We start from the raw sequence: 16,040 nt of genomic DNA on the forward strand, positions 1-16,040 counted from the left end.
TTAGTCTTTAAGTTGGGAAGGATATGGAAATCTCGCTCCGGGGGCGCACCGCCGCGGAGTCAAACCTGTGTTGCAAAAGAGTATATGACACGCACTAAGGATAGGAGACATCAAATGAGCGTGCAGAAGAAAGTGTGCCTGAGTGACAGCCCAACGAAGGAGAGGAGAAGTTGTACGTTGTTTTGTGTATTCCAAGCGCTGAAACCATTCACCAGGGATTAGGCGCGCATTATACGCTGATTTTAAGATAAAAGGAAAATGGAAACGGTGTTTCAAAAATAATCTGTGCAGTTTCACATAATATTGTTATCAAGGCGTTAAGCCATAATGACAACTTATGGCGGCAGGTGATTGACCTGCCGCGCTTTGCCTATTTTTGCAGCGCCTGGCTGAGGTCGGCAATCAGGTCTTTAGGATCTTCAATCCCCACTGACAGGCGGATCAGCTGCGGCACAATGCCGTTGGCCAGCCGTTGCTCAAGCGGAATGGAGGCGTGCGTCATGCTGTAAGGCTGGCTCACAAGACTTTCCACGCCACCCAGGCTTTCCGCGAGGGTAAACAGCTTCAGGTTGCGGATCACTTCTGTTGCGCGTTGCGCGTCGCCTTTTACCACGACGGAAATCATCCCACCGGGCAGCGCCATCTGCGTGCGGGCAAGCTGATACTGCGGGTGCGATTCCAGGCCGGGATAGAAAACCTTTTCGACCAGAGGATGTTGCTCCAGCCATTGCGCAATCGCCAGCGCGTTGGTGCTGTGCTTTTCGACCCTCAGGGCAAGCGTGCGGATACCGCGCAGCGTCAGGAAGCTGCTGAACGGATCCAGAACGCCGCCCACCGCGTTTTGCAGATAGCCGAGCTTGTCCGCCAGCGCCGGGTTATCTCCCACCACCGCCAGCCCGGCCACAACGTCGGAGTGGCCGTTAAGGTATTTGGTGGCGGAGTGCACCACGATATCGAAACCCGACTCCAGCGGACGGTGGATAACCGGCGACGCGAAGGTGTTATCCGCCACGCTGATAACGTTATGACGACGGGCGATCGCCGCAATAGCTGCGAGATCCGCCAGCTTCAGCAGCGGGTTAGTTGGCGTTTCGACCCAGACCATACGCGTATCCGGACGAATGGCGGCCTCGAGTCCGGCCAGGTCGTCCGGTTTAACCCAGCTGACCTGCAGGCCGGTGCTGCGCTTGCGCACGTTCTCGATCAGACGGTATGTGCCGCCGTAAACGTCATCAATGGCGACGATGTGGCTGTCTTTATCCAGCAGTTCGAGCACCGTGGAGATGGCCGCCAGGCCGGAGGCGAAAGCGTAGCCGCGCATGCCGCCTTCCAGTTCGGCGATGGCGGTTTCCAGCGCATGTCGGGTGGGGTTACCGCTACGCGAATATTCATAGCCGGTATGTTCCCCTGGAGAGGGTTGCGCAAACGTCGAGGTCGCGTAAATTGGCGGCATCACCGCACCGTGCTGGTCGTTGAACTCGCCGCTGTGGACGCTCAGGGTTGCCAGGTTTTTCATCATCTATTCCTTTATTGCTGTAGACGGTTGCGCCATGCGGTCAGCACGTCGCTGCGCGTAATCAGACCCAGAAAGCGGTCGTTATCATTAATTACGGCCACCAGGCCGCGGTCGAAGATGGCGTTCAGGGCGCTTTCCGGGGCGTGTTTATCCAGAAATTCCACCTGACGCGTCATGGCCGCCGTCACCGGAAGCGCGAAGCGATCGCCGTCGCCGCCGATGTGCCGCAGAAGATCCCATTCGTCGATAATGCCCACCACCTTGCCGTTCTCCAGCACCGGCAGCTGGGAGATGTCATACAGACGCATGCGCGCCAGGACGGTGGAAAGCGTGTCGTCCGGGGCGGCGGTGACGGTGGCGCCTTCATCGTGACGAAGGGCGATGTAGTCGGAGAGATCGCCTGCCTGAGGGCGCGCGATCAGCCCCTGCTGGCGCATCCAGTCATCGTTAAACATTTTCGAAAGGTATTTGTTGCCGCTGTCGCAGGCGAAGGTCACCACGCGCTTCGGCGTGGTCTGCGCCTGGCAATACTTCAGCGCGGCCGCCAGCAGCGTGCCGCTGGAGGAGCCTGCCAGAATACCTTCCGTTTTCAGCAGATCGCGCGCGGTGGTGAACGCTTCGCGATCGGTGATGCGCCAGGCGAGAGTCACGCCTTCGATATGGGCCAGCGGAGGAATAAAGTCTTCACCGATCCCCTCAACCAGCCATGAGCCTGCATCGTGGTAGCGCCCGGTTTCCACCTGGTCGGCCAGTACTGATCCGGCCGGGTCTGCGAGGATAAACTCCGTGTGCTGAGAGTGCTCGGCGAACCACGCCTGCAGGCCACCCAGCGTACCGCCTGAGCCGACCCCCACCACGATGGCGTCGATCCTGCCGTCAAGCTGCTCATACAGTTCCGGTGCCGTAGTGGTGCGGTGTGCCAGCGGATTGGCTTCGTTATTAAACTGGTCAATGTAAAACGCGCCGGGCAGCTCATTGGCCAGACGCTGGGCGTAATCCTGGTAATAGGCGGGATGGCCCTTATTGACGTCGGAGCGGGTCAGCACCACCTGAGCACCGAGCGCGCGCAGGTGGAAAATTTTCTCGCGGCTCATTTTGTCCGGCACCACCAGAATCAGCGAGTAGCCTTTCTGGGCGGCGATCAGGGCCAGGCCGAGACCGGTATTGCCCGCCGTTGCCTCAATAATCGTGCCTCCCGGCTGCAGCTGGCCGGTACGCTCCGCTTCGTTAATCATCGACAACGCCACCCGATCCTTAATGGAGCCGCCGGGATTCTGGTTTTCCAGCTTCAGAAACAGCGAGCAGGGACCGGTATCAAGCTTGTGCAGCTGGATAAGCGGGGTACGGCCAATCAGTTCGGTGACGGAGTGGTAAATCGTCATGATGTTTTCCTTTCTGGATGTCATGACGGGATGATAGGGCGGTGAAATTTTCGCAATAAAGAACCATTCACTGCCTTTTAGAACAGAAAGGAATATAAATGACGTTTTTGGATGTCAGGACAGCAAGACGTAAAGTTGTCTGGATGTGAGGATGGCTATACAGGTGTAAAATGCTGCAAAAATGACCGTTTTTTGCGCGTGTCAGCCAGCAGATATGCATCTGACAGATAATCATTGCTGAAATTGGTCTAAATGCTTCCCACCCGGTAAATCCGCTGTTTATTCCCCAAAGTAATAACACATTCTTTTTTGTTCATTTAAAAGCTGATAACGGCTGTTTACTATCGTTTGGACATCCATACTGCTAAACCGCCGCGGGCGGCACGGATAACGAATAAGAATGATTGTACTGAGCAATATTTCGAAGGTTTTTGACAACGGAAAGGTGGCACTCACGGCCGTTGATAACGTCAATTTGACGATAGCACAGGGGCAGATTTACGGGATTATCGGTTACAGCGGGGCAGGTAAAAGTACGCTTATTCGCCTACTCAATGGCCTGGAAAAACCCAGCACCGGCAGCGTAACCATCAACGGGCAGAACATTTCCGCGGCTAAAGGCGAAGCCTTACGCCAGGCGCGTCTGAAGATCAGCATGGTATTCCAGCACTTCAACCTGCTGTGGTCGCGTACGGTGAGTGAGAATATCGCGTTCTCCATGCAAATTGCCGGCGTACCGAAAGCCGACATTAAGGCCCGCGTGGCCGAGCTTATCGACCTTGTCGGCCTGAAAGGCCGCGAGCATGCGTACCCGTCACAGCTGAGCGGCGGGCAAAAGCAGCGCGTGGGCATTGCGCGCGCGCTGGCCAATAATCCTGACGTGCTGCTTTGCGACGAGGCCACCTCCGCGCTCGACCCGCAGACTACCGATCAGATCCTCGATCTGCTGCTGGACATTAACCGACGCTTCAAGCTGACCATTGTGCTGATCACGCACGAGATGCACGTGGTGCGCAAAATCTGCGACCGCGTGGCTGTGATGGAGAACGGTAAAGTGGTGGAAGAGGGGGACGTGCTGAGCGTCTTTACCCATCCGCAGCAGCCGATTACGCAGCAGTTTGTCCGCCAGGTGAGCCAGTATGCCGAAGAGGAAACCTTCAACACCGAGCTGGCAAACGATCTGGAAGGGACGGTTATCAGGCTGACCTTCACCGGTCACAGCACGCATCAACCGATCGTGGGTGAGCTTACCCTGCGCTACGGCCTGCCGTTTAACATCCTGCACGGGAAAATGACGCAAACCGCCCACGGCGTGTTTGGTCAGCTCTGGGTACAGGTAGTGGCATCCGATGAACAACTGAACAATATCCTCGCCGACCTGAAGCAAAGCGATATTGAAGGCGAGGTGATTAAACATGGCTGAAGATCTCTTTCCGCATCTCAAGTGGGATCAGCTCTGGGCGGCGACGCTGGAGACGCTGTACATGACCGCACTGTCCGGCGTGGCGACCTTTGTGCTGGGTATCGTGCTGGGCCTGGCGCTGTTTTTAACCGCGCGCGGCGGATTGTTCCACAACCGCACGGTCTATAGCGTCATTTCGATTGTGGTGAACGTGTTCCGCTCCATTCCGTTCATCATTCTGATCGTCCTGCTGATCCCGTTCACCAAGACCGTCGTCGGCACCATTCTTGGCGCCAACGCGGCACTGCCGGCGCTGATTGTAGGCGCCGCACCGTTCTACGCACGCCTGGTGGAGATCGCCCTGCGTGAAGTGGATAAAGGCGTGATAGAAGCGACGCGCTCGATGGGCGCGCGACTGAGCACGTTAGTGTTTCGGGTTTTACTGCCGGAATCATCACCTGCACTGGTATCAGGTATTACGGTAACGCTGATTGCGCTGGTGAGCTACAGCGCCATGGCGGGGGTGATTGGCGCCGGCGGGTTGGGAAATCTGGCTTATCTGGAAGGATTCCAGCGCAACCATGGTGACGTCACGCTGGTGGCAACGGTGACCATTCTGATCATCGTTTTCATTATCCAGTTCTGCGGCGACGCCATTACTTCTCTGTTAGATAAACGCTAATAAATACACACAGGAACCACATCATGAAAAAGACACTGACACTGATCGCCGCTGCAACCCTGAGCGCCCTGAGCTTCGCCTCCTGGGCCGACACCCTGACCGTGGGCGCATCCAACACGCCGCACGCCGAAATTCTGGAGCAGGCAAAGCCGATTCTGGCGAAGCAGGGTATCGACCTGGAGATCAAACCTTTCCAGGACTACATTCTGCCCAATACCGCGCTGGCGGGCCATGACATCGACGCGAACTATTTCCAGCACATTCCTTACCTGAACAGCGTGCTGAAAGATCACGCGGGCGATAAGGACTACGATTTTGTCAGCGCGGGCGCGATCCACATTGAGCCCATCGGCATCTACTCCAAAAAATACAAGTCGCTGAAAGACCTGCCGGAAGGCGGCAAGATCATCATGCGTGACGCCGTTTCTGAAGAGGGGCGCATTCTCTCTATCTTCGAGAAAGAGGGCGTGATCAAGCTGAAGCCGGGCATCGACAAAGTGACCGCGCGCATCAGCGATATCGTCGAGAACCCGAAAAAGTTGAAGTTCACGCCTAACGTTGAAGCGTCTCTGCTGCCGCAGATGTATAACAACAACGAAGGCGATGCGGTGGTGATTAACGCCAACTACGCGATTGACGCCGGTCTGGATCCGGTTCACGACCCGATTGCGGTAGAGAGCGGTGAAAACAACCCGTACGCCAACATCATTACCGTTCATCGCGGTGACGAGAAGAAGAAAGACATCGTCGCGCTGGTGAACGTGCTGCACTCCAAAGAGATTCAGGACTGGATCCGCACCAAGTACAAAGGCGCGGTCATCCCAGTAAACAACTAATTAGCTGATTTTACAGATGAAGCCCGGCGAGGAACTCGCCGGGCTTCTTTTTTGTATCCGGCAGGAGAATCATTTAAGCTCAACGTTTAAAAGGCAATGGAGTGATGACGATGGGTAACGTGACCAAAGATGAAGCGCTGTATCAGGAGATGTGCCGGGTGGTCGGGAAGGTCGTGCTTGAGATGCGTGATTTAGGGCAGGAGCCAAAGCATATTGTCATTGCCGGGGTGCTGCGTACCGCGCTGGCGAACCAGCGCGTTAAGCGCAGTGAATTGACAACCGAAGCGATGGAAACGGTGGTTAAAGCGCTGGCCGGGTAATGCGCCAGCGCTTCGCAAGCTGCTCGAGCGAACAGCAGAGCAGGTAGTAGACCACGCCCGTAAAGATAAAAATGGCCGCCGGGTAGATTTGCACCCGGTTGTTGACCTGTCCCGCCACCGTGGTCAGTTCAGGAACGTTCACGATAAACGCCAGCGACGTATCCTTCAGCAGGCTGATAAAAATCCCCACCAGCGACGGTAGAATATTCCTCAGCGCCTGCGGCAGCAGCACGCGCCACAACGTTTGCTGGGTGCTGAATCCCTGCGACAGCGCGGCCTCGTACTGCCCGGACGGCAGCGCGTTAAGCCCGGCCAGCACCGAGTGCATGACGGTTGCCGCCGTAAACCAGGCCAGGGCCAGCGTGACGGTCAGCGCCCCCGGCAGGTCGCCTCCGGTGATGAGCGGCAGAAGATACCACATCCAGAAAATCACGAAGATAAGCGGGATACCGCGAATCAGCTCTGCCCATAAAAAGAGGGTTTTTCGCACGAACCCGGTATAGCGCCAGGACAGACACGCGAGCGCGACTCCACCGGGCAGGGCGATGACCGCTGCGCCAGCCGCCATCATCAACGAGAGCAATACGCCACCCGGTTCACCGGCTGCCGCGCGTCCCCACAGCAGATAGTCGAGGTTCTCGGTGATGACATTAAGTCCGGCAATCATGTTTCTCACTCCCTGAGGTGACGACGATCGGGTGCTTACGTTTCGCTTGAGGTCCGATGCGCACCAGCACCATCCCCATCGCCAGACCGGTCAGGAGATAGAGTGCGGTGCCGAGGGTAAATGCCTCCAGCGCGTGCGCGTTATAGCTTTCAATCTGCCTGACCTGATAGGTCAGCTCGGCGAAGCCAATCCCGCTGGCGAGCGAAGAGAGCTTCATCAGATTAAGATACTGCCCCACAACGGGCTGCCAGGCGTTGGCCAGCCCCTGCGGCAGAAGGATGTAACGGAACAGGCGCCACGCGGAGAAACCCTGGGCGAGCGCCGCCTCGCGCTGCCCGGCCGGAACAGAACGCAATCCCGATTCCACTTCTTCGATTAAAAACGCCGAGGTAAAAACGCCCAACCCCCAGGCCGAACAGAGGAACTCGGGCGTAAACCACCAGACGTCGCCGGGCAGAATTGACCAGCTGTGATCCGCGTTCACCGCGTCGCGAAACGCCTGCGGCAGTCCGTTCCAGGCGGCAAAGTACCAGAACAGCAGCTGGACCAGCAGCGGGGTATTGCGAAACAAAGATACCCAGCCGCTGACGACCGCGTTCCCGACGCGTCCGCCGGCAAGGCGCAGGAGCATAAAGAGCAGTGCGAGCAGGCTGGCCAGCATAACCCCCGCAAGCGTCACCCACAGGGTGGTGAGAAATCCGGAGAGGATCCACTGCAGAGGCTGTCCGGTCAGTACCCCCTGCCAGTCGAGCGCGGGCATTACAGATGCTCCTGATGCAGCGGGTTCAGCACCTTTTGCAGGAACCGCTGCGCGCGCGGATGCGCGGGCCGACTGAAGAATTGCGCCGGCGGCGCAACTTCCAGAATTTGTCCCCCGTCGATAAAGACGACCCGGTCAGCAATTTCCCGGGCGAACTGCATCTCATGGGTCACCACAATCATCGTGATCCCGCTGTGGGCGAGGGCTTTCATCACAAACAGCACTTCGCCAATCATCTCCGGATCCAGCGCGGAGGTGGGTTCATCAAAGAGGATTATCTGCGGTGAAGAGGCTAGGGCGCGGGCAATCGCCACGCGCTGCTGCTGTCCACCGGAAAGTTCTGCCGGGAAATGGTGGGCTTTTTCCAGCATCCCGACCTTCTCCAGCAGGGCCAGCGCGCGCTCCCGGGCCGGTTGCGGCTTCCAGCCGTGAACGTGCTCCAGCGCCAGGGTGATGTTCTGGCTGGCGGTAAGATGGGCGTAAAGATTGAACTGCTGGAACACAAACCCCACGCGGCTTCGCAGCTGGCGCAGCCCGGTACCGGAAAGCTTTCCGGTAGGCTTGTTGTCGACCAGAATCTCCCCGCCGCTCAGGGTTTCAAGCTGGTTGATCAGACGAATCAGGGTGGATTTACCGGAGCCCGAAGGGCCGAGGATGGCCACCACTTCACCGGGCGTAATGGTGAGGTTAATGTCGTTTAAAACCTGATGGTCACCGTAGCGTTTGTCCACATGACGAAACTCGACGCTGGCCTGTTCCAGATGTGAAAAATCCGCGGCACCGGCCGCGGAGTGTGAAAATAAACCTGAGAGCATATTACTTAGCTTCTATTTTAAAGGCGCGAGGCTGTGGGGCAGGGGTGCCTGGACCAAACCAGACGTCGTAGATTTTTGCCGCCTGGCCGTTCTTCTCAAGATTGACCAGCTCATCGTTGACGGCTTTCAGCAGCGCCGTTTCACCTTTTTTCACCCCGACGCCAATCTCTTCTTTGCTCAGCAGGTCGGGCAGAATTTTGAAGTTCGCTTTGTCCGGCGCCTGCGCCAGCAGACCGGCCAGAATGGTGCTGTCCTGGGTAATGGCCTGCACGTTGCCGTTGCGCAGCGCCGTCAGCGCCAGCGGAATGTCGTCATACGAGAGCACGCGGGACTGCGGGAAACGCTGGTGCAGCGCCTGTTCACCCGTTGTGCCTTTTACCGCGCCAATACGCGCCCGGCTGTAGTCATCAAGCTTGTCCGGGGATTTTACCGGAACCAGGAACTGCTGGCCGGTGACAAAGTAAGGCGTCGAGAAGTCAATCACCTGCGCGCGTTCTGGCGTGATGGTGATATCCGCCACGATCAGGTCCGCTTTGCCGGACTGCAGCAGCGGAATGCGGTTGGCCGGATTGGTGGCAACCAGTTCAAGCTTCACGCCGAGCGATTTTGCCAGCGCGTTGGCGAAATCCACGTCGTAGCCCACGATCTCGTGCGTTTTTGCATCAATGGAGCCAAACGGCGGGTTGGCGTCAAAGGTGGCCACTTTTACCACCCCTGCGGCCTTAATATCCGCCAGCTGATCGGCCTGCGCCTGCGCTGAAAGCAGGCTCCCGGCCGCCAGCAATCCCAGAACCAGTGTCCGTTTTGTAAACCCTTTCATATTTGCTGCCATAGTCATTCGCCATCCCGTTGTTTTTGTTTTACCCCGCTACGCTCCCATAAGCGAAAGCTATCGCCAAATAAGAAATCGTTCTTTGTTATTAGCAAAAAAGCATTAGTGAACAAGGTGTTAATGAAGAGTGAAAAGAACGGGGCGCTATTTGCAAATCCTGCACATCGACAGTGGATTTTGGTATTTCCCTTGGGTGGAAATTGGGTGTTTAACTGAGGACAGGTTAAGCGAGAGAGGTTGAGACAATGAAAAAATGGATCAGCACGTTACGGCGGTTTTTTGCGACCCGACCAGTGAATGCGGAGAACAGCGCGCAACGTGTTCTTGAGTCAATCCTGCCTGTCGCCAGCCTGTATGGCGTAGACGTAGCCAACATTGACCCGGAGTGGTTCCATGATAAAACGTCACGCTGAATTGCGCCGCACGCGCGAAATGTACTGGAACGAGGTGTGCTGGATTTTGTTCTGACCCCGGATAGCTGTTAATGTCGACGGACGGTTGAGTCTGCTCAGTTAACGGAATGAAGAACCCTTTTCTCAAGCGCGGTATTATTGCCTGGACGATAGTCTGCCTCATCAGCGGCGTGCTGCTCTACGCCGAACAAATCCGCCGCCAGTTCTGGGAGCGCGATCGCGAGTTCGCGGCACTCTTTGCTGAACTAAGCGCGGTACTGACGCAAAATGAATCTGTACTGCCGCTTCTGAACGGCGATGAAGATATTGCCGCCCTGCGCAAAAAATTCCCCCAGCTGCTTGCCCTGGAAAAAACCACCGGACGGGCGCTTAATGCGCCGCGGGTTGAGCCTGCCCACGCGGTGCAGTACTGGCTTTACAACCCCTGGCGTCAAATCCGCGTGCTGGTAGACCTCGGCCCGATCCTGAACGCCCATCATCCTTTCAATCACCTCGGGATCCGCTTTAAGCCGAACGGCGACGAGCAGGCGCCTGATGCTTTCTGGCACTGGCAACGCACCTTCCCGCAGCATACTCAACCTTTTACGCTGGAGGCCGATTCACAGCCGGCCTGGCTCGGCGTTAACGCGTTTATTTATCCCTTACTTTTCATTGCATGGGGGATTGTGGTTGCGCTGGCGAGCGTGGTGCTCTGGCAGCGTAAAGCGCGGAAAGAGGCCGAGCAAAGGGCGCTCTATTACCAGCACGCCAGGCTTAATACCCTGGGGGAGATCACCGCTGGAATTGTGCATGAGATAAACCAGCCCCTTACCGCGGCGCAGACGTGGATCCAGGGCGCGCAGCGCCAGCTGCAGCAGGACAATGGGCAGGCCGTGTCGCAAGCGCTGGCGGCCGCACTGACGCAAACGCAGCGTATTAGCGCCTTGCTGACCCGTTTTCGCGAGCACGTTGTGCAGGAGAAGGTGATCCTGCGGGAAACCGATCTGGTGCACTGCTGGCTGCAGGTGGTGAACCTGCTGGAGCACGAGCGCAGGGCCGAACATATTACGGTCAGCCATGCGTTTGCCCCGGAAGCAACGACGGTGCTGGCTGACCCTCTCTGGCTGGAACAGGTGCTGCATAACCTGCTCAGCAATGCCATTCAGGCCCAGCAGCCGGACACTGCCGGTTGGGTAAAAATTGAGAGTCAAAAGAACGAGAGCGGCGTCCTGATCGTCGTCACCGACGGCGGCCCGGGCTTTAGCCCCGAGGCGTTGCAGAATGCCTTCATGCCGTTTTACAGCGGCAGAGAAGTGGGTATCGGTCTGGGGATGACCTTAACGGAGTCATTGATGACGCGTATGAATGGCTCGATTACGCTGGGTAACGCCCCACAGGGCGGGGCGCAGATCCGACTACAGCTGGCGCACGGAAAGGAGGCGAAGCATGGATAAAACAGTCTGGCTGATTGATGATGATGAATCCATCAGAGAGTCGATGGCGTTTTTGCTTTCGGGGATGGGCTGGCCGGTAAAAACGTTTGAAAGCGTCGATGCCTTTATCGCTGCCCATGCCGGGGATACGGCGCTGGTGGGCTGTATGCTGCTGGACATGCGCATGCCGGGCAAAGGCGGACTCGCCTGGCTTGAAGAGGGCAGCTGGACCTGGCCCCTGCTGCCGGTGATTATCATGACCGGACACGGCACCGTTGACGCCTGCCGTCGGGCATTCCATAACGGCGTCTTTGAGTTTTTCACCAAGCCGCTGGATGCCGACAAGCTTATCGAAACGGTGGGTCAGGCCTTCGGAGAAAGCCAGCGCCGCTTTGCCGACTGGCAGGAAACGTCCCGGGTTAAGGCGCGTTTCGCACAGCTGACCGCCCGGGAACATGAAGTGCTGGGCGAACTGATGAAAGGGCTCAGCAACAAGGAGGCGGCTGCACGGCTGAACCTCTCGCCGCGAACGGTGGAAGCGCACCGCGCGGCGGCGTTTACCAAGCTTGGCGTCAGCAGCCTGGTCCAGGCGATCCGGGAATACGACAAATTGCAATCCGTATAACTACCAGGATGAGTGCGTAATCAACCGAATTACCTTTTATCGCGCGGCTGAGTAACCTCTGCTCTGTCTACCAACACGCGAGGACGTGCGATGAAAAAATTAATGATAGTTGCGGCACTGGCCGCAGGTAGCCTGAGCCTGGCGGCGCAGGCCGATACGTTGAGTCAAAAGAATCTCTCACTGGCCCAGGCGAACGCGCTGGCGACGTCCGCTATTCAGGCGTGTACGGCAAAAAATTATCAGGTGACGGTCACCGTGGTTGACCGTGCAGGCGTGGTAAAAGCGGTACAGCGTACGGACAATGCCGGCCCGCACACGGTTAAAGCCAGTGAGATGAAAGCCTGGACGGCGCTCAGCGCAAAGAATGCGTCAGGCAAAGTGATGGAAGCGGCGCAGAGCAACGCCGGTGCGCAAAACATGCGTGATATTCCGGGCTTCCTGCTGCTGGCGGGTGGCCTGCCGGTGAAAGAGGGCGATGAGACGATCGGGGCGATCGGTATCGGCGGCGCGCCGGGCGGTCATCTTGATGAAGCCTGCGCGCAGGTAGCCATTGACGGGCTCAAAAAGTAACACAAAAAAAGCACCGGTTTCCCGGTGCTTTTTTATCAGATCTTGCAGGCATCGCCGCAGTCGTCGTCGGCGACAATCGCCTGCGCTTTTTTATCCGCATCGTCCAGACGTTCCGCATTACGCTCTTCGGCTTCATCCAGACCGTTAAAGACTAAGTTATCGAGATCAATTTCCATGTGGCACCTGCTCTGTTCAGTATGTGATTCTGGCACAGTATAGGGCAAAAAAAGCCGGCAATGTACCTCGCAGCACATAACGATAATCCCTGCCATACTCAGTGCTTTATTGCTGAGGAGAGCCCATGATTACACTCTGTAAAACCTGCGGAACCGCCTATGACGCCCCGCCGGACAGGTGCCCGATTTGCGAGGATGAACGCCAGTATGTGCCCGCTACGGGCCAGGCATGGACGGATTTCGACAACGTAACCGCCACGCATAGCAACAAATGGCAGCAGCTGGAGCCGCGGCTGTTCGCTATTAAAACGGTCCCCGCGTTTGCTATCAACCAGCGGGCGCTGCTCCTGCAAACGCCCCACGGCAATATTCTCTGGGACTGTATTGCCAACCTCGACCCCGCCACTAAAACGCTCATCACCGCGCTCGGCGGCATCAGCGCGATTGCGATTTCGCATCCGCACTATTACACCACCATGCAGGAGTGGGCCGCGGCGTTTGATGCACCGGTGTATCTGCATGCCAGCGACAGAGAGTGGGTCATGCGCGACAGCCCGGCCATTCATTTCTGGCAGGGGGATGCGCTGGAGATCTTCCCGTCGGTCACCCTGCTGCGTCTCGGCGGGCATTTTGCCGGCGGAACGGTACTGCACTGGCAGGAGGGGGAAGGGGTATTGCTGGTGGGGGATATCCTGCAGGTCACGCCCGGCAAAGACGCTGTTTCGTTTATGTGGAGCTATCCGAATTATCTTCCGCTGCCGGCTCGCACCGTGGCGTCTGTTGTCAGTCATCTGGAAGGCAAAACGTTTGCACGCCTGTACGGCGCGTTCGAGGGGCAGAACATCCAGGCCAGTGCGGACGAGATCGTGCAGCGGTCGGGCCAGAAATATATTGCTTGTCTGAAGTAAACCACGATGGGTAAACTTTACGAGTGTGATCTCGATCATGCCTAAACTAAAACAGATAAAAGAGACATTGCTATGCAACATATCATTGAAGGTTTTCTCAGCTTTCAAAAAGAGATTTTCCCGCAACGTAAAGAACTCTTCCGCAGTTTAGCGTCCAGCCAGAATCCCAAAGCGCTGTTCATCTCTTGCTCCGACAGCCGCCTGGTCCCGGAGCTGGTCACCCAGCAAGAGCCGGGACAACTCTTTGTCATTCGTAATGCTGGCAACATCGTGCCGCCTTTCGGGCCAGAGCCTGGCGGCGTGTCTGCCACTATCGAATACGCCGTTGTGGCGCTGGGCGTCACGGATATCGTGATTTGCGGACACTCCAACTGCGGGGCGATGAAGGCGATTGCCGATAACGCGAATCTGGAGCCCATGCCGGCTGTGTCGCACTGGCTGCGCTATTCCGACGCGGCAAAAGCCGTGGTGGAGAAGAAAACCTGGGATAAACCGATCGATAAGGTCAATGCGATGGTGCAGGAGAACGTGTTTGCGCAGCTGAGCAACATTAAGACCCATCCGTCCGTTGCGGTGGGCCTGCGCAATAACTCCATCCGCCTGCACGGCTGGGTGTACGACATTGAAAGCGGCAAAATCCTTGCGCTGGATAAAGCGACGAAAACCTTCGTCTCCCTGTCTGAAAACCCGGAAGTCTACTTCGAGTAATCAGCACCAGCAGGGCATGGACGCCCTGTCAGCTCTCACTGTACGGCAATCGCCGCCGTAACCCCGACGCGGGTTTTTCTGCCGCCTTCGCCATCGCCTCTGCAATCTCAGCGCACTCCGCCAGCCCCTGAACGAAGGGACGATCGTGCATCAGCCACGGTATCGCGCCGAAGGCGATGCGTCCGCGAACGGTGTCAGGCGCTTTTAAGGTGTAATCCTCACCGATGTCGGGTATCTCTTCGCCCGTTGTTTCCAGCTGTCTGCGCAGCGTCGGGAAGGGCAGATCTTTCGTTTTGAGCGGCTTTTGTCCGCGCGCGTCAATAAACACGTCGAAACGGTAAACCCTCTCTTGAGTGGTTATCACCGTCCGGTCGCTGCCAACGTCAAGCGTGTAATCGTCGCCGAGCGCAGCCACGCTAATAATGCCGGCTTCGCGAAGTGCAAGAAGCCTGCGGATAGACTGCGGAGGAATGGCCGCGTAGTTGTCGATAAATACCCGGGCCAGCCCCTGCTTGAAGCGTTTCGCGTCTCGTTCGCTAAGATGGGGCACGATCTCCTGAACCACCTCATGCAGCCGAAGCACGGTATAGCGCCAGGCCACGGTGCGCCGTTCGCGTTTGTTCCGCTCAACCTCGTTGAGATTCTCTTGCGCCCAGGTAAAGGGGCCGTGCCGTTTACGATCCTCAAACCAGGCCTCGCGAATGCTGTCCGCAGTCAGCCTGTGCAGAGACATTTTTTCGCACCACGCCGGGTCAGCGAGCTGAAGCTCTTTCACCATCAGGGCGAAGATGCGGTCAAGTAGGCCATCCGCTCCTTTGGCAATCTCGCTTTCAGCCGCGCGTTCGGTTAATACCGATAATGGTTCGTAAGGGATAGGGCAGTAAAAATCGGCTTCAGGCAGAATGCCCGTTCGGGACATCAGGACAATGTTTAATGCCTCGCTGCCTTTATCAAGCACGAATTTATCGTCGCGAAACGCACCGTGCTGCATCACTACCGCCATGGCCGCGTCGAGACCGCTTAGCGATGTTCCCATGATACCAACGCGGCACGGAGGAATGCTGGCGTCCATCAGCCCGGACCACGGGCTTGGGAAGAACGCGCGGGTGGCTTCGTCTTCGTCTGGCCAGACGTGTCCGGTGGCGATAACCGCAAGGTCAAAGCGTTCAGGAAAGGCACTGTCGTTGACTGCAAGCGTGACGCCGGCCTCCGAGGGCATGATGTCGGTCACGCGGGCGGATTCATGGATATCAACCTGAAACCCCCGCTTTTTAGCCTCTTCAACGATTGAGCGAAAGCTGTCGCGAAAATACTCACCGAGCAGGAGTCGGGGCAGGAACTGCCTGTCATGCAAACGGGCTTTATCAACGTTAAAACGCGCCAGATGGGCGTCGCTCTGGCCCTTGAGCCAGTCGAGGTAGGTCATAAACAGTGGCGGGATTTCAATGCTGGCGATGTTCGCCAACATCAGACGAGAGTTATCGTCGTCGTTGTAGGGCATACCCACGCCCGCTTCCTCAGCCTGTTCAAAGACGGAGACCGAAAGCGGCTGGGGGTTTTTAAGCAGTGCGTAAAAGGTGTAAATCCCTGTAGGGCCGGAACCGATAATGGCGATTTTCTTCATCGACGGTTTTCCTCTCTTTTTTCCATGAGGAAAGCGTAGCAGGAGAACAGTAATGAAAATGAGGGATTAGGAAAATTCAGGATATCAGAAGAGGATTTGCACCATTTCAGGACTGAAATGGTGCGTCCGAGTGGACTCGAACCACCGACCCCCACCATGTCAAGGTGGTGCTCTAACCAACTGAGCTACGGACGCAGAATGGTGCGTTCAATTGGACTCGAACCAACGACCCCCACCATGTCAAGGTGGTGCTCTAACCAACTGAGCTATGAACGCAACGTGTTGTCGGTGACAACGGGGACGAATATTAGCGGCACAGCCCCAATGAGGCAAGAGGGAAAATGCATTTTTCTCTCTGATTTCACGCGATTGCTTTATTACCGCGCAAAGTG

19 protein-coding genes and 2 tRNA genes are annotated in these 16,040 nt (G+C 57.0%); 10 read left to right on the forward strand and 11 right to left on the reverse strand.

The genetic code is table 11. The annotated features are described in order from the left end of the window. The 3 genes from ynhH to AC3WOK_RS02880 all read right to left on the reverse strand — a co-directional run bounded on the left by ynhH (position 1) and on the right by AC3WOK_RS02880 (position 2,898). Positions 1 to 297, reverse strand: a complete 297-nt coding sequence (gene ynhH / locus AC3WOK_RS02870) for a protein YnhH (RefSeq protein ID WP_430748981.1) — start codon at positions 295 to 297, stop codon at positions 1 to 3. Between the two features lie 73 nt (positions 298 to 370). Next, on the reverse strand, positions 371 to 1,516 hold the full coding sequence (locus AC3WOK_RS02875; protein ID WP_492354229.1) for a trans-sulfuration enzyme family protein: 1,146 nt from the start codon (positions 1,514 to 1,516) through the stop codon (positions 371 to 373). Positions 1,517 to 1,527: 11 nt separating this feature from the next. Then, entirely contained in the window at positions 1,528 to 2,898 is a 1,371-nt protein-coding gene (locus tag AC3WOK_RS02880) for a pyridoxal-phosphate dependent enzyme (protein WP_492353900.1), read from the reverse strand. 400 nt (positions 2,899 to 3,298) lie between these two features. Between AC3WOK_RS02880 and AC3WOK_RS02885 the strand changes: the two genes are divergently transcribed. From AC3WOK_RS02885 to fumD, 4 genes are all read left to right on the forward strand, one after another. Beyond that, positions 3,299 to 4,321 carry a methionine ABC transporter ATP-binding protein gene (locus tag AC3WOK_RS02885; RefSeq protein WP_492353901.1) on the forward strand — a complete coding sequence of 341 codons (1,023 nt, stop codon included), beginning with the start codon at positions 3,299 to 3,301 and terminating at the stop codon, positions 4,319 to 4,321. Further along, the gene (locus AC3WOK_RS02890; protein ID WP_047348818.1) at positions 4,314 to 4,982 is read left to right on the forward strand and encodes a methionine ABC transporter permease; all 669 of its coding nucleotides are present in this window, start codon (positions 4,314 to 4,316) and stop codon (positions 4,980 to 4,982) included. The genes AC3WOK_RS02885 and AC3WOK_RS02890 overlap by 8 nt, the downstream gene beginning before the upstream one ends. 23 nt (positions 4,983 to 5,005) lie before the next feature. After that, positions 5,006 to 5,818, forward strand: a complete 813-nt coding sequence (locus AC3WOK_RS02895) for a MetQ/NlpA family ABC transporter substrate-binding protein (RefSeq protein ID WP_008500616.1) — start codon at positions 5,006 to 5,008, stop codon at positions 5,816 to 5,818. A gap of 110 nt (positions 5,819 to 5,928) precedes the next feature. Next, positions 5,929 to 6,138 (forward strand): fumarate hydratase FumD, encoded by a 210-nt coding sequence (fumD, locus tag AC3WOK_RS02900; RefSeq protein WP_008500615.1) that lies wholly within the window; start codon positions 5,929 to 5,931, stop codon positions 6,136 to 6,138. Here fumD and AC3WOK_RS02905 read toward each other — a convergent pair. The 4 genes from AC3WOK_RS02905 to AC3WOK_RS02920 are packed head-to-tail and all read right to left on the reverse strand — an operon-like array spanning position 6,119 to position 9,212. Further along, complete coding sequence (locus AC3WOK_RS02905; RefSeq protein ID WP_492353902.1) at positions 6,119 to 6,805, reverse strand: amino acid ABC transporter permease; 687 nt, start codon at positions 6,803 to 6,805, stop codon at positions 6,119 to 6,121. The genes fumD and AC3WOK_RS02905 overlap by 20 nt on opposite strands. Continuing rightward, entirely contained in the window at positions 6,789 to 7,565 is a 777-nt protein-coding gene (locus AC3WOK_RS02910) for an amino acid ABC transporter permease (protein ID WP_492353903.1), read from the reverse strand. Before AC3WOK_RS02910 ends, AC3WOK_RS02905 begins: the two co-directional genes overlap by 17 nt. Continuing rightward, on the reverse strand, positions 7,565 to 8,380 hold the full coding sequence (locus AC3WOK_RS02915; RefSeq protein WP_059312072.1) for an amino acid ABC transporter ATP-binding protein: 816 nt from the start codon (positions 8,378 to 8,380) through the stop codon (positions 7,565 to 7,567). Before AC3WOK_RS02915 ends, AC3WOK_RS02910 begins: the two co-directional genes overlap by 1 nt. A gap of 1 nt (position 8,381) precedes the next feature. After that, entirely contained in the window at positions 8,382 to 9,212 is an 831-nt protein-coding gene (locus AC3WOK_RS02920) for an ABC transporter substrate-binding protein (protein ID WP_165602461.1), read from the reverse strand. 245 nt (positions 9,213 to 9,457) lie between these two features. Here AC3WOK_RS02920 and AC3WOK_RS02925 point away from each other — a divergent pair, with 245 nt between their 5' ends. The 4 genes from AC3WOK_RS02925 (at position 9,458) to AC3WOK_RS02940 (ending at position 12,232) form a co-directional block, all read left to right on the forward strand. Next, entirely contained in the window at positions 9,458 to 9,625 is a 168-nt protein-coding gene (locus AC3WOK_RS02925) for a hypothetical protein (RefSeq protein ID WP_014831607.1), read from the forward strand. Positions 9,626 to 9,732: 107 nt separating this feature from the next. Continuing rightward, a complete protein-coding gene (locus AC3WOK_RS02930; RefSeq protein WP_063431186.1) occupies positions 9,733 to 11,058 on the forward strand; it encodes a sensor histidine kinase in 1,326 nt (441 codons plus the stop codon). Beyond that, positions 11,051 to 11,662 carry a response regulator transcription factor gene (locus AC3WOK_RS02935; protein ID WP_063431188.1) on the forward strand — a complete coding sequence of 204 codons (612 nt, stop codon included), beginning with the start codon at positions 11,051 to 11,053 and terminating at the stop codon, positions 11,660 to 11,662. The genes AC3WOK_RS02930 and AC3WOK_RS02935 overlap by 8 nt, the downstream gene beginning before the upstream one ends. Positions 11,663 to 11,752: 90 nt before the next feature. After that, positions 11,753 to 12,232 (forward strand): GlcG/HbpS family heme-binding protein, encoded by a 480-nt coding sequence (locus tag AC3WOK_RS02940; RefSeq protein ID WP_447855466.1) that lies wholly within the window; start codon positions 11,753 to 11,755, stop codon positions 12,230 to 12,232. Between the two features lie 35 nt (positions 12,233 to 12,267). On the opposite strand, the gene AC3WOK_RS02945 is transcribed toward AC3WOK_RS02940, so the two are convergent. Then, the gene (locus AC3WOK_RS02945) at positions 12,268 to 12,408 is read right to left on the reverse strand and encodes a hypothetical protein (protein ID WP_003857665.1); all 141 of its coding nucleotides are present in this window, start codon (positions 12,406 to 12,408) and stop codon (positions 12,268 to 12,270) included. A 125-nt stretch (positions 12,409 to 12,533) separates the two neighbouring features. Between AC3WOK_RS02945 and AC3WOK_RS02950 the strand changes: the two genes are divergently transcribed. Both AC3WOK_RS02950 and AC3WOK_RS02955 read left to right on the forward strand, forming a co-directional pair. Continuing rightward, a complete protein-coding gene (locus AC3WOK_RS02950) occupies positions 12,534 to 13,316 on the forward strand; it encodes an MBL fold metallo-hydrolase (protein ID WP_447855467.1) in 783 nt (260 codons plus the stop codon). 72 nt (positions 13,317 to 13,388) lie between these two features. Continuing rightward, a complete protein-coding gene (locus AC3WOK_RS02955) occupies positions 13,389 to 14,024 on the forward strand; it encodes a carbonic anhydrase (protein ID WP_047348810.1) in 636 nt (211 codons plus the stop codon). A gap of 28 nt (positions 14,025 to 14,052) precedes the next feature. On the opposite strand, the gene AC3WOK_RS02960 is transcribed toward AC3WOK_RS02955, so the two are convergent. From AC3WOK_RS02960 to AC3WOK_RS02970, 3 genes are all read right to left on the reverse strand, one after another. Continuing rightward, the gene (locus AC3WOK_RS02960; RefSeq protein WP_492353904.1) at positions 14,053 to 15,648 is read right to left on the reverse strand and encodes an FAD-NAD(P)-binding protein; all 1,596 of its coding nucleotides are present in this window, start codon (positions 15,646 to 15,648) and stop codon (positions 14,053 to 14,055) included. Between the two features lie 118 nt (positions 15,649 to 15,766). Continuing rightward, positions 15,767 to 15,843: transfer RNA gene (locus AC3WOK_RS02965), tRNA-Val, on the reverse strand. Positions 15,844 to 15,847: 4 nt separating this feature from the next. Then, a tRNA-Val gene (locus AC3WOK_RS02970) sits at positions 15,848 to 15,924 on the reverse strand. Positions 15,925 to 16,040: the final 116 nt, after the last annotated feature.

It is taken from the genome of Enterobacter sp. FW301-JW81, assembly GCF_058788735.1.